Below are 13498 nucleotides of genomic sequence, written 5' to 3'. Positions count from 1 at the left end.
CGGCAATAGTTTTATTATGCCACTTTTGTGAAAAGGTTTCTTGCCTTTTGGAATTGCTTCTTTAAATTGCCTTCCCAACTTTACGTTTACCTATCTTCCCCAACCCATGAAGTCTTTACGCCTTGAGCTAGAGTACGAGTATGATTTCGACTTATATGGAGTTGTGTCTTCCAGCAAGGAGTATACCCTGGCCTGGGCCCTCAATAAGTACTTCCGGCTCCGGCTGGTGAAGCAGGCAGACCTGTGCATAGATTTTCTGCACAAGGGCCGCCTGGTGATCTCCAATTACCTGCACAGGGCAGAGCACGGCTCCCTCCGTCTTTTCAGAAACCGCTCCATTGGCACCAGCACCCTGGCCACGCCCTACCTGGTGCCAGACATAAAAGAATACGACTACGTGATTCAGGTTACCGGGGCCCTGGATCATTTTCAGCAAGAATTGCTGCACAAGCTGCACGCCATACCGCTGGTGCAGTATGTGCGCTCTTTTGACCCCAATTGTTTACGTTATAAAGAAAACCTGCTTTTTTAGCGAATGGCTACTCATTTCAACAAAACCAAAATCATTGCCACCGTTGGCCCTGCCAGCAACACCCCGGAGAAGCTTAGGGCTCTCATTGAAGAAGGGGTAGATGTTTTCCGTCTCAATTTCTCCCACGGCTCCCACGCAGACCACCTCAAGGTAATTAACCACGTGCGGGCCATCAACGCCGCAGAGGGGTTCAACATCTGCCTGGTGCAAGACTTGCAGGGGCCTAAAATCAGAATCAATGACGTGGAAGACGGAGCGGTTGAAATAGTGGCCGGCCAGCAACTCACCATTGTCTGTGACAAATCACTGGGCACCGCCACCCGCCTTTCCACCAGCTACACCCGCCTGGCCTATGACGTGAAGCCGGGAGACGCCATCTTGATTGATGACGGCAAACTGGAGGTGACCGTGATCAGCACTGACGGCGACAAAGAAGTTCTGGCTGAGGTAGTTTACGGCGGGGTAGTGAAGCCGCGCAAAGGCATTAACCTGCCTGACACCGTGGTAACCGCTCCTTCGCTCACAGAAAAAGACCTGCAGGACCTGCACTTTGGCCTTGACAATGACGTGGAGTGGGTGGCGCTCTCCTTTGTAAGAAAGGTAGAAGACATCTACGAGATCAAAAAGATCATTGCCGAGCGCGGAAAAGACACCCGCGTGATTGCCAAGATTGAGAAACCTGAGGCCATCCGGAACATTGACGCTATTATAGAGGCCACAGACGCCGTAATGGTTGCCCGCGGTGACCTTGGGGTGGAGATAGGCATGGAAGAAGTGCCCATGATCCAGAAAATGATTGTGGAGAAGTGCAACGCGCTGGGCAAACCCGTAATTGTGGCCACCCAGATGATGGAAAGCATGATCACCAGCCCCCGCCCTACCCGCGCAGAGACCAATGACGTGGCCAACGCCGTGATGGACGGAGCTGACACGCTCATGCTGAGTGCTGAGACCGCCGCCGGCATGTACCCAATTGAGACCATCCGGAGCATGAACCGCACCATCCAGTCTGTAGAGGCGCAGGCCGAGGTGTTCCACCGCAACTTTATCTTCAACCCGCAGTCTTCCACCTTCTACAATGACACCGTGGTGGCCAGCGCCGTAGGGTTGGGCCGTGACACAGACGCCAAAGCGCTGATCTGCCTTACCAAATCTGGCTACACGGCGTTCCAGTTGGCCAAGCACCGGCCTAAAGCCAATATCTTCGTCTTCACAGACAACCACGTGCTGTTAAACACCCTGAACCTGGTGTGGGGTATTAGAGGATACTACTATGACCGCTTCGTTTCTACAGACGAAACCATCACAGACCTGAAGGAAATCCTGGTCAAAGAAGGCCACCTGAACGTAGGCGATATCTTCATCAACATTGGCTCAATGCCCGTGGTAGAGAAAAAACGCGCCAACATGATCAAGTTAAGTGAAGTACGTGAGTAGCAGACCCACCCAACCGAAGTAATTAAACACCGTTTCACCAAGAAGGCCTGTCTCCCCAAGAGACAGGCCTTCTTGCTTCTTCTGGTTTCCTGTCTGTCAGAAGATTTCTGTTTTGGGGCTGATTTCAGAAAAACAGCCCCAAAACAGAAACCGGGGCTAACACAAAAAGCCTTGCAGAGTGCAAGGCTTCTAATGATTTACCAGGAAAGTAAATACTGCCGTGAAACTAGGCAGCTAAGTTATTTACGAAACGAGCCAATTTAGACTTGTTGTTGGCCGCTTTGTTTTTGTGAATCACGTTCTTCTTAGCCAACTTGTCCAGCATACCAGATACCGTCTTGAACAGTTCTTGCGCCTCGGCTTTGTCGGTTGTCAATCTTAAACGCTTTACAAAGGTACGGGTAGTTTTCGCCTGATAGCGATTCAGCAAGCGTTTCGCGTTGTTGGATCTGATTCTCTTTAATGCTGACTTATGGTTAGCCATGGTTGTGATTATAGATAAATGCTTTTGACTCTGATTCTAAATGAGTTTGCAAAACTACAAGATTGCCAAATAAATTCCAAGAACCACCCGTTAAAATTAACGAGATTCTCCCAGACCGGGGCCGGGCGTTTCGCCCCTCCCCTGCCGTTTTGCCCTGCAAAGGTACATTTTCTTTCCGTAGCTTACTACGGCAACGCGCATTTTTCTTTACAGGAGCAGCCCGTACTGGCGCGCAGGAGAATAAGTACCCTTTTGGAAACCAGAACGGTGACTGCTGTGTTTTACACTTGATTTCGTAATTTTACCTCAGAAACAGACATTCATCCTTTTAATTACCCATACCCATGGCAATGTACCCTGAATATATGGTCGCTCCCATTAGAGAGGACCTTACCTCTGCCGGCTTTGAGCAACTGATGACGCCCGAAGAAGTAGAGAATGTGTTAAACCAGAAAGAAGGCACCGTGCTGGTAGCCGTGAACTCAGTGTGCGGCTGCGCCGCCGCCAAAGCCCGCCCCGCCCTGAAAATGGCCGTAGCCAGCAGCGAGAAAAAACCCGCTAAACTGGTGACCGTTTTCGCCGGCATGGAAAGCGAGGCCGTAGCCAAGGCCCGCGAGTTCATGCTGCCGTACCCACCGTCTTCCCCGTCTATTGCCTTGTTCAAAGACGGCGAGCTGGTGCACGTGATTGAGCGCCACCATATTGAGGGCAATGACCTTACCCGCATTGTAGACAACCTGCAAGGTGCGTTTGAAGAGTACTGCTAAGCATTTGCTCCTTATTTTGATTCAACAGAAAAGCCTGGCTTCTTTAAGTCAGGCTTTTCTGTTTTCGGCCTGTTTTGGTGAAAACAGGCGAAAACGTGGTAGACGCTCGGAGGTCCTTCGGACGCTACGAGGTCAGTTTGTCCAAAAGATTGGCCGAAGAGTAAGTGCGTGGAAGTTACTTCCGCGCCATAGTCTTCATTTGTCAACCTGAAAGGACCTTATAGGCAAACTGTATTCCCGTTTACTACAAAGCTTTTCTAGTCCGCCCACAAGGTCCTTTCAGGACGACAGGTGGAGTGAAGATGGACTAATTATGAGCGTTGCTACCAAGGCACTCCCCCACTAACAACTAACAACTAACAACCACCTCCTACAGCACCTTAAACCGCTCAAAAGCCAGCCGCTCCAGCTCCTCGCGGTGCGTGGGGTGCGCAATGCTGATCAGTTCTTTAGCCCGCTGCCGCAGGTTTCTCCCGTACAGATCGGCTATGCCGAACTCAGTCACAATGTAGCGCACGTGGGCGCGGGTGGTGGTCACGCTGGCACCCGGCTTGAGCATGTTGACAATCTTTGACTCGCCTTTGTTGGTGATAGACGGCAAGGCAATGATGGGTTTCCCGCCTTCAGAGAGGGCGGCCCCGCGCATAAAGTCCATCTGGCCGCCCACCCCTGAGAACTGGTAGGTGCCAATACTGTCAGCGCAGACCTGGCCGGTGAGGTCTACCTCAATGGCGCTGTTGATGGCGGTCACTTTGGGGTTCTGGCGAATGATGGCCGTGTCATTGGTAAACACGGTCTCCTTCATCACCACCGCCGGGTTGTCATCTAAGAAGTCAAATACCTTCTGCGTGCCGTTGACAAAGCAGGAGACAATCTTGTTTTTCAGAATCTTCTTACGCGCCCCGGTGATCACGCCTTTCTCTACCAGCGGGATAATGCCGTCTGAGAACATCTCTGTGTGAATGCCCAGGTCTCTGTGGCTGCCCAGCTGCGCCAGCACCGCGTCTGGAATGCCGCCAATGCCCATTTGCAGCGTAGCCCCGTCTTCTACCAGCGTGGCCACCAGTTTCCCTATCTGGGTCTCTACTTCGCCGCAGGGCTTGCCGCCGTGCTCCGGCAGGGGCTCATCTACCCACACTTTGGCGTGCAGCTTGCTCATGTGCACCACCCCATCACCGTGGGAGCGCGGCACCCGGGGGTTTACCTCGGCAATCACAATCCTGGCCGTCTCAACGGCAGAAAGCGCCACGTCTACTGAGGCCCCCAGGGTGCAGAACCCGTGGGCGTCTGGCGGGGAGACCTGCACCAGGGCCACATCTAGCGGCAGAATGTCCCTTCTGAACAGCAGCGAGATCTCACTCAGGAAAATGGGAATGTAGTCAGCGGTGCCCTCATTGAGCGCCTGCCTGATGTTGCCGCCCACAAAGCAGGCGTTGGTTTTGAAGCTTCCGGCGTACTCTGGGTTGGTGTAGGGGGCGGGACCCTCTGTGTGCATGTGAATGAACTCCACGTCGCGCAGCTCAGGGCCGCGGGCAGAAACAGCGTTCACCAGCCTGAGGGGCGTCATGGCGGCACCGTGCACAAAGACACGGTCTCCGGAGTTGATCAGTTTTACGGCCTCTTCTGCGGTGGTATAATCAGGTTGCAGTGACATGTTTATTTTGCTTGGTACTAATGTAGTCTTACGAAACTCAGCCGCAAAGATTCCCCTCTGGTGCTGTTCTTAAAATGACAAAGGCCAGCACGGGGGCTGGCCTTTGTCATTTTTGGGCTGATTTGGGAAAAACAGGTTAGAAACGGGAAGCAAGGTACTGCTTCAGGTCAAAGCCTATGTCATGCCTGAAATACCGCCCCTGCCACTTGATATGGGTAGCCGCCAGGTTGGCTTTCTCCAGGGCTTCCTCCATGTCTTCGCCCAGGCCGGTCACGGCAATCACCCGCCCGCCGTCTGTGACCACGGCACCGTCAGCGGTTTGCCTGGTGCCGGCATGGAAACAGAGGGTGCCTTCTGGCAGGGCTTTCTCCAGCCCCTGAATCTCCTTGCCTTTCTCATAGTCTTCGGGGTACCCGCCAGAGACCAGGAAGATGGTGGTGGCAGAACGCGGGTCAATCTCCAGCTGGAACTGGCCCAGCTCATGGTCATGCAGCGCCTTGAACAGCTCAAACAAATCTGATTTGATGCGCGGCAGAATGGCCTCGGTCTCCGGGTCACCCAGGCGCACGTTGTATTCAATCACATACGGGTCACCGTTCACGTTCATGAGGCCAATAAACAGGAAGCCGGAGTACGGTATTCCCTCTGCCTGCAGCCCCTGCAGCGTTGGCTCAATCACCCGCTCCCGCACTTTGCCCATGAACTGGTCATCTGCAAACGGAACCGGTGAGACCGCGCCCATGCCGCCGGTGTTCAGGCCCACATCCCCTTCGCCAATGCGTTTGTAATCCTTGGCTTCTGGCAGCAGCACGTATTCCTGGCCGTCAGTGAGAATGAACGCTGACAGTTCAATGCCCTGCAGGAACTCCTCAATCACTACTTTGTCTCCGGCTGCGCCGAATTTACTGTGTTTGAGCATGCCCGTTAGGGCGAAGGCGGCTTCTTCATAGTTCTGCGCAATCACCACGCCTTTGCCGGCGGCCAGCCCGTCTGCCTTCAGCACCACCGGGTACGGGTGGTTTTGCAGGTAAGCCAGCGCCTGCTCATAGGTCTTTGAGGTAAACGTCTGGTACCGCGCCGTAGGGATGCCGTACTTGAGCAGAAACTGCTTGGAGAAGTCTTTGCTCCCCTCCAGCTGTGCGCCCGCTTTTTTAGGGCCCACCACCAGAATATGCTTCAGGTATTCTTTCTCGGCGAAATAGTCTGCAATGCCTTCTACCAGCGCGGCCTCCTGCCCCACTATCAGCATCATGATGTTGAAGTCAGCGGCAAACTTGGCCAGTTCTTCAAAGTTGGTGATGGAGATATCAACGTTGGTGGCAATCTGGGCGGTGCCGGCGTTGCCCGGGGCAACAAAGATGCTTTCGCAGTACGGGCTCTGGCCTATTTTCCAAGCCAAGGCGTGCTCACGGCCGCCGGAACCAATAATCAGAACATTCATACAGTCATGGTTTAAACCTGCGCCTGCAGCGCGGGTGTGACACATTGGGTGCAGTTCTGTTTTTGGCCTGTTTTTCAGAAAAGAGGCCAAAAACAGAGATAATTACAAAGGAAACAAAAAAAGCAGGTGAAGACCACCTGCTTTTCATTTTTCTCTTCGGCCGCGGCGAAATTAGTTAGCGTACTTGGAGAGGAACTTGATGCGCATAAGGCGCAGGTCCTCTTCTGTGTAATCATCAGTGCCCAGTTCTTTGATGGCCAGCGCCATGTTGTCTGAGGTGGCCGACATGAAATAATCTATCACCTCCTGCTGGCGGTCCTGGTCTAACACATTATTGATATAGTAGTCCAGGTTCAGCTTGGTGCCCGAGTAGCAGATGTGCTCAATCTCCTCAATCAGCTCTGGCATGGTGATGCCCTTAGACGAGGCAATCTCCTCCAGGTCCATCTTCTTGTCTATCTGCTGAATGACGTAGATCTTGAGCTTAGACTTGTTTACCGTGGTTTTCACCACCACGTCTGCGGCGGTGACAATGTCATTCTCCTCTACATACTTGGCAATGAGTTCCAGGAACGGCTTGCCAAACTTCTGCACCTTGCCCATGCCCACCCCGGCAATGTGCGCCAGGTCTTCTCTGGTGGTGGGGTAGGTGGTGGCCATCTCTTTCAAAGAAGGGTCCTGGAACAGCACGTACGGCGGCAGGTTCATGTCTTTGGCCAGCTTCTTGCGCAGGGCCTTGAGCATGTCAAAGAGAACGGCGTCATGGCCGGCAGAGGCCTGGGTTTCCTCTTTCTCCTCTTCCTGCTGCACCTCCTCGTCAAAGTTGTGGTCTTTGGCAAATTTGATGGGGTGCGGGCTCTGGATGAAGTTCTCGCCTTTCTCAGAGATTTTCAGGGTCCCGAAGTTCTCAATGTCCTTCTCCAGGAAGTTGAACAGCAGCGCCTGCCGGATGATGGAGTTCCAGAAGGCGGCATCCTGCTCTTTGCCGGCCCCAAACACCTCCAGCTGGTCATGGCTGTAGCTGTCTACGTACTGGTCTTTCATGCCGGTGAGCACGTGCACCAGGTGGTCCATGCCAAAGCGCTGGTTCGTCTGCACTACGGCTTTAAGGGCCAGCACCAGCTCCTCCTGTGCCTCAAACTTCTCTTTGGGGTGCACACAGTTGTCACAGAAGCCGCAGTCTTTGTCATAGGTCTCCCCAAAGTAGTGCAGCAGCTGCCGGCGGCGGCAAACCGCCGAGTCTGCGTAGGAAGCCATTTCCTGCAAGAGCAGCTTGGAGTTGTCACGCTCGGTGACCGGCTTGTCTTTGCTGAACTTCTCCAGCTTGACAATATCATCATAGCTATAGAACATGAGGCAGTTGCCCTCCAGCCCGTCACGGCCGGCGCGGCCTGTCTCCTGGTAATAGCCTTCTATAGACTTAGGCGTGTCATAGTGAATCACAAAGCGCACGTCTGGCTTGTCAATGCCCATCCCGAACGCAATAGTGGCCACAATCACATCAGCATCTTCATTCAGGAACGCGTCCTGGTTGGCCATGCGCACGTGCGAGTCCAGCCCCGCGTGGTACGGCAGCGCCTTGATGTCATTCACTTTCAGGAGCTCGGCAATCTCCTCTACCTTTTTGCGGCTGAGGCAGTAGATGATGCCGCTCTTGCCTTTGTTCTTCTTAATGTACTGGATGACCTGCTTCTTGGTGTTGTGCTTGGGGCGCACCTCATAGTACAGGTTGGTACGGTTGAAAGAAGACTTGAACACTGAGGCGTCATCCATCTGCAGGTTCTTCTGGATGTCCAGCTGTACCTTAGGCGTAGCCGTGGCGGTCAGGGCAATAATGGGCAGATCGCCAATATTGTCAATGATCCCGCGTATCTTACGGTACTCGGGCCTAAAGTCATGCCCCCACTCAGAGATACAGTGCGCCTCATCAATGGCCACAAAAGATATTTTGGCCTGCTTCAGGAAGTCGAGGGTTTCTTCCTTGGTCAGGGACTCAGGGGCTACGTAGAGTAAGCGCACTTCGCCGCTCACGGTTTCCCGCTTCACCTTGTTCATCTCTGCCTTGGAGAGCGTGGAGTTCAGGAACTGGGCGTTCACCCCAAAGGCGTTCAGCTGGTCTACCTGGTTCTTCATAAGCGCAATGAGCGGCGAAATCACAATGGCCGTCCCCTCCATGGCCAAAGCCGGGAGCTGGTAGCAGAGAGATTTTCCGGCACCAGTGGGCATGATCACAAACGTGTTCTTGCCCGCCATGATGTTTTCAATGATAGCCTCCTGGTTCCCCCTGAATTGACTATAGCCGAAAACTTCCTTTAATTTGTCCTTTAATGATTCTTGTTTTACTAACATGTAATCGTCTTGTTTTAAGAAACAAGTTTTGGGTGTTATCTTTTTGTTGTCTTGTCTAATACAAATCTAACTTGAATCTCACGAAAAATATCAAAAATATTGCAAAAAATGTGTTGCGCGAAGAAGCGGCCGCCGTTCTTCAATTAGCAGACTACATAAATGATGACTTTGAACAGTGCGTACAGGCCATTTTGGCCATAAAAGGACGCGTAGTGGTCACGGGCATAGGAAAAAGCGCCAACATTGCCACCAAGATTGTGGCTACGTTCAACTCCACCGGCACCCCCGCCCTTTTCATGCACGCCGCAGATGCCATTCACGGCGACCTTGGCATGATACAATCTGAGGACTTTGTAATCTGCCTCTCTAAAAGCGGAAACACGCCAGAGATTAAAGTGCTGGTGCCATTGCTCAAACGCAAAGGCACCCAGCTGGCGGCCCTGGTCTCCAACGTAGACTCTTACCTGGCCCAGCAGGCAGACTTTGTTTTGAACGCCACCATTGAGCGTGAAGCCTGCCCCCATAACCTGGCCCCTACCACCAGTACCACCGCCCACCTGGCCCTGGCAGACGCCCTGGCCGTGTGCCTGCTGGAATCCCGCAACTTCAGCAGCGAAGACTTTGGGGCCCTGCACCCCGGCGGCTCCCTGGGCAAGCGGCTCTACTTGAAAGTTGATGATATTTATAAGCAGAACGCGGCGCCCAAAGTAGCCAATGACGCCACCCTGAAAGAGATTATCATTGAGATTTCTTCTAAACGACTGGGCGCAACTGCCGTTTTAGACCCTGCGGGCCAGTTAACGGGCATTATCACAGACGGCGATTTGCGCAGAATGCTCTCCAACTTTGAGAACCTGCACGGCATCAAAGCGGCAGACATCATGACTCCTTCCCCGCTGACCATTGACTGTGAGGCCTATGCCGCCGAAGCGCTGGCCACCATGCAGCAAAAAAATATTACCCAACTGATTGTGGTGAAATCAGGTAACTTTGCGGGGTTCGTGCACCTGCACGACCTATTGAAAGAGGGACTAGTATAAGAAATGAACGAAAATACCTATGTAGTGGTCATGGCGGGAGGCATTGGGAGCCGGTTCTGGCCTATTAGCCGGGTAAGCCACCCCAAGCAGTTCCATGACGTGCTGGGCACCGGTGAGAGCATGCTGCAAACCACCGTGAAGCGGTTTGCCACTGTCTGCCCCCCTGAGAACATCTACGTGGTTACCAACCGGGAATACGCCTCGCTGGTGCGGGAGCATCTACCTGAGCTACCAGAGAGCCAGCTGTTGCAGGAGCCTATTGGCCGCAACACGGCCCCCTGCATTGCCTATGCGTGTTATAAAATAGCCAAGAAGAACCCCAGCGCCAACATTGTGATTGCCCCGGCAGACCACGTCATTCTGCGCGAAGATGCGTTTATCAGTTGCGTGAAAGAAGGGCTGGCTGCCACTGCCAATCAAGACATTCTGGTCACCCTGGGCATCAAGCCCACCCGCCCTGACACCAATTACGGGTATATCCAGTTTATAGATGAGCCCAACAGCACCCTCAAAAAGGTAAAAACCTTTACTGAGAAACCGTCTGTTGAGATTGCGCAGATGTTCCTGGACAGTGGGGAGTTTGTCTGGAACGCAGGTATCTTTATCTGGAACGCCAAAGCCATCATCAGGGCGTTTCAGCAGTACCTCAATGAGATGGCAGACACGTTTGAAGAGGGCACCCCGGCGTTAGACACTGACCAGGAGGAGCAGTTCATCAACACCGCCTACTCCCATTGCCGCAACATCTCTATTGACTACGGGGTCATGGAAAAGGCTAACAATGTGTTTGTGATCCTGGGAGACTTTGGCTGGTCTGACCTAGGCACCTGGAACTCCCTTTACAGCCTCTCTGAAAAGAACATTGATGACAACGTGGTCAACGGCAACGTCTTGTTGTATGATGTGCACAACAGCATCATCAGGGCACCAGAAAACCACCTGGTAGTGGCACAAGGGCTTGACGGCTACATTATTGCCCAGCATAACAATATCTTAATGATCTGCCGCCGGGAAGATGAGCACAAGATAAAGGACTTTGTGGCAGACGCCAAGGCCATAAAAGGCCAGAACTATATATAAGACTTTCCTTGCAGGTAACAAAAAAGAGCGGGGCTGCTGTCAAACCAGCGGCCCCGCTCTTTTTTTGTTACCTGCAGCTACGCCGTTATAACACCTGTTCGGTTTTCGGCCTGGTTTCAGGAAAACAGGTCAAAAACAGAAGGGGCTCCTACCCGCGCAAAACACCTGAACCTTCACCAGGTATTTGTGAGGCCGCGTCTAAAAGGGTTCTTTTGGCGGTTCTTGCTGTTTCTATCAAACGGTAGGTACAACCTTTCCGCTGAGTCAAGTGGAGCCAACCGCCTTGGGTGGTGGCAGTACATGATCCATCCAGAAGAAGCGTCCAGTCAAACCCTGCCGGCCAGAGAGAGCTGTTTTCAAAAGTTACCTCCTGCCCTTACACCTTAGCCCTGCCCAATGGGTGGGTACTTAGAAAAACCTGAGGGGCCGGAGAAAGAGTTGCCAAAAAAGGGGAAGCGTGAAAGTAGCAGCAGGGTAATCTGCCGCTGGGCGGGTCCTGGTAAACATACCGGTGTAGGTGCCTTCACTCAAAAAGGCAAGGGCACCCGTTCTTGCTCTTCAATCTCATCAAAGCAAGAGAAGGAGAGCAAAGCTACCATTACCAGCTTATTCTTCATTGGCACGCTTTTACCCAGAAGAACCGTTGCCCGCCAAAAAGAATGCCCTGCTTCTGGTGAAAAATAAATGAAATGGCTGTATCAAGAGCTGGACTGGCCGGGCCCACCATTCTGTTTTGAGCCTGTTTTCTCAAAAACAGGCTCAAAACAGAGAAGCCGGTGTGCTCTAAATGAACCCACCGGCTTCTCTGTTTTGCAGAATACTATGCCTTTTGCCGCTGCCGCAACGCCTCAAACAGGATGATGCCACTGGCCACCGACACGTTCAAGGACTGGATCTGGCCGGTCATAGGGATTTTCACCCGCACATCGGCGCGCTTCAGGTACTCAGGGGAGATCCCGTCTTCCTCGCTCCCCATCAAGATGGCAATTGGCCCGGTCAAATCAACGGCGGCATCGGTGAGGGTCTCTTCGGCTTTCTCTGTACAGGCAATTACGCGTATGCCAGACTGCTTCAGGAAATGCAGCGTTTCTTTCAGATTGGGCTCTCTGCACACAGGAATAAGGTTCAACGCCCCCGCCGATGTCTTCAAAGCATCTGCGTTGATCTGGGCGGCTCCCCGGCTCGGGATCACAATGGCATCTACCCCCATACACTCGGCGTTACGGGCAATGGCCCCAAAATTGCGCACGTCAGTGATGCGGTCCAGCACCATCAGCACCGGGTCTTTCCCTTTCTCAAACAGAGAAGCCACTATCTCATCTAACGGAGAATAGGAGATAGCCGAAAGATAGGCCACCGCCCCCTGGTGGTTTTTCCTGGTCAGCTGGTCCAGCTTCTCACTAGGCACCAGCGAAACCGGAATATCAGCCGCCTTGGCCATCTCGGTGATTTCCTGGCTGATGCTGTGCTTCACCCCCTTCAGCAGATAGATCTTCTCCAGAGTCTTACCGGCGTGCAGTGCCTCCAGTATCGGCCGCAGGCCGAAGATCATCTCCATTTTATCTGCCTTCGGCTGGCTGTAGTACCTTTTTGGCCCGCCACCTTCTCTATCTCTGTAGTTCCTTTTTTCCATGTTTATGCTTGCTGTACAGAAAACAACGCTTCTGTTGAAAGCACAAAGGTAGCCATTTCATCAGAAACGATAACATTCCCGGTCACGGGCAAAGCTTGGTTTGCCCCGGCCCCTGCCGCCAGCCAAGGAATCTGCCGCCTCTTCTCGCCGCCAAGGGGTTATTCCTTTTCCCTGAACCACTTTGGGGCAAGCCTGGATTCCTGTTTTCGGGCTACTTTTTTAAAATCAGGCCGAAAACAGGAACGAAAAAACAGGGGTCAGAACTAACCAGAAGTTATCTTATACATTGAAGCTGTTGAGGGTTGCCCGTTTTCTGCAGTTCAGGGGCCTTGGCTGGCAGGCGTACATTTGTGCCCACGTTTTGGATCTGATTTCAAGAAAACAGCCCAGAAACAGAGGGAACCCCTACCCGTTCTGAACCCTACCTCTTGATCAGTCATGTTTGGCATAACGTTTATGTCGCAAATTCTCAACCATTGTGAAAGGAGGACAAGCTGTTTAATTGTGTTTGCCTCTTTACAGCACGCAGAAGGAAAGCAGTACAATCAGGAATAACTCAGGTTTAGGAATAGGTAAAAACTGCCCCCTCCTACTGAGACAGGCCCGTTACGTTCTACCAGGAAAGAGGCCGTTTTCCCTGATTGGCAACCCGGAAGCAGGTACTGAGGGGATTTGCAATCCCGCCCCCTTCTCCCTTGGCTCCTGTAACGCGGATGGCAAATTGGCGGGATACATTCAGTTTGGGAGTGCAAACCCCGAACAGCGGAGAACTTAACGGCTCTGCCCGGCCCGGAGGGGGAAGTTTGGGCTCTTGCATAGGGAAAACCGGGTCAATAATCACTACTACTATTGCCCGGTACTCAGTTGGCCAGAAACAGGTTTTTTTTTCAGTAACAGCTTCTCTGCCCACTTACGTTAAAGCAATCCTGTTTTGGGGCTGTTTCCGCGAAAACAGCCCAAACAGGATTGCTTCCCAAAAGTCACCGTAGTCATTCTCCTCTTCTCAAAAGCACACGGCTCATTCTATTACCTGCAGAACCTAATTTCCAGTTTCATACCTGGCCACTCTTCCTCTTGAGAG

The 13498-nt window shown here is 52.7% G+C and carries 11 protein-coding genes; 6 read left to right on the top strand and 5 right to left on the bottom strand.

Translation table 11 applies throughout. The features are described 5' to 3' along the window. Nucleotides 1–106: 106 nt before the first annotated feature. Both A8O25_RS02285 and pyk read left to right on the top strand, forming a co-directional pair. Entirely contained in the window at nucleotides 107–532 is a 426-nt protein-coding gene (locus tag A8O25_RS02285; RefSeq protein ID WP_066830239.1) for an IPExxxVDY family protein, read from the top strand. Between the two features lie 3 nt (nucleotides 533–535). After that, entirely contained in the window at nucleotides 536–1969 is a 1434-nt protein-coding gene (gene pyk, locus A8O25_RS02280; RefSeq protein ID WP_066830237.1) for a pyruvate kinase, read from the top strand. Nucleotides 1970–2195: 226 nt separating this feature from the next. On the opposite strand, the gene rpsT is transcribed toward pyk, so the two are convergent. Then, the gene (rpsT, locus tag A8O25_RS02275) at nucleotides 2196–2453 is read right to left on the bottom strand and encodes a 30S ribosomal protein S20 (RefSeq protein WP_066830234.1); all 258 of its coding nucleotides are present in this window, start codon (nucleotides 2451–2453) and stop codon (nucleotides 2196–2198) included. A gap of 350 nt (nucleotides 2454–2803) precedes the next feature. Here rpsT and A8O25_RS02270 point away from each other — a divergent pair, with 350 nt between their 5' ends. Further along, complete coding sequence (locus A8O25_RS02270; protein ID WP_066830231.1) at nucleotides 2804–3220, top strand: BrxA/BrxB family bacilliredoxin; 417 nt, start codon at nucleotides 2804–2806, stop codon at nucleotides 3218–3220. 370 nt (nucleotides 3221–3590) lie between these two features. On the opposite strand, the gene A8O25_RS02265 is transcribed toward A8O25_RS02270, so the two are convergent. From A8O25_RS02265 to recQ, 3 genes are all read right to left on the bottom strand, one after another. After that, nucleotides 3591–4874: an acetyl-CoA hydrolase/transferase family protein gene (locus A8O25_RS02265; RefSeq protein WP_066830227.1), complete on the bottom strand. Its 1284-nt coding sequence runs from the start codon at nucleotides 4872–4874 to the stop codon at nucleotides 3591–3593. A 136-nt stretch (nucleotides 4875–5010) separates the two neighbouring features. Then, nucleotides 5011–6315: a phosphoribosylamine--glycine ligase gene (gene purD / locus A8O25_RS02260; RefSeq protein WP_066830330.1), complete on the bottom strand. Its 1305-nt coding sequence runs from the start codon at nucleotides 6313–6315 to the stop codon at nucleotides 5011–5013. A gap of 171 nt (nucleotides 6316–6486) precedes the next feature. Next, nucleotides 6487–8664, bottom strand: a complete 2178-nt coding sequence (gene recQ, locus A8O25_RS02255; protein WP_066830224.1) for a DNA helicase RecQ — start codon at nucleotides 8662–8664, stop codon at nucleotides 6487–6489. A gap of 71 nt (nucleotides 8665–8735) precedes the next feature. Between recQ and A8O25_RS02250 the strand changes: the two genes are divergently transcribed. The 3 genes from A8O25_RS02250 to A8O25_RS02240 all read left to right on the top strand — a co-directional run bounded on the left by A8O25_RS02250 (nucleotide 8736) and on the right by A8O25_RS02240 (nucleotide 11468). Further along, complete coding sequence (locus A8O25_RS02250; RefSeq protein WP_066830217.1) at nucleotides 8736–9704, top strand: KpsF/GutQ family sugar-phosphate isomerase; 969 nt, start codon at nucleotides 8736–8738, stop codon at nucleotides 9702–9704. A gap of 3 nt (nucleotides 9705–9707) precedes the next feature. Next, entirely contained in the window at nucleotides 9708–10784 is a 1077-nt protein-coding gene (locus tag A8O25_RS02245) for a mannose-1-phosphate guanylyltransferase (RefSeq protein ID WP_066830215.1), read from the top strand. A gap of 396 nt (nucleotides 10785–11180) precedes the next feature. Next, nucleotides 11181–11468, top strand: a complete 288-nt coding sequence (locus A8O25_RS02240) for a hypothetical protein (RefSeq protein WP_066830212.1) — start codon at nucleotides 11181–11183, stop codon at nucleotides 11466–11468. A gap of 136 nt (nucleotides 11469–11604) precedes the next feature. On the opposite strand, the gene rlmB is transcribed toward A8O25_RS02240, so the two are convergent. After that, nucleotides 11605–12417 (bottom strand): 23S rRNA (guanosine(2251)-2'-O)-methyltransferase RlmB, encoded by an 813-nt coding sequence (gene rlmB / locus A8O25_RS02235; RefSeq protein ID WP_066830209.1) that lies wholly within the window; start codon nucleotides 12415–12417, stop codon nucleotides 11605–11607. Between the last annotated feature and the right edge of the window lie 1081 nt (nucleotides 12418–13498).

Source organism: Rufibacter ruber, from assembly GCF_001647275.1.
GTDB classification, from domain to species: Bacteria; Bacteroidota; Bacteroidia; order Cytophagales; family Hymenobacteraceae; genus Nibribacter; species Nibribacter ruber_C.
The sequence above is the reverse complement of the archived record's forward strand: the minus strand, read 5'-3'. Positions and strand labels throughout refer to the sequence as shown.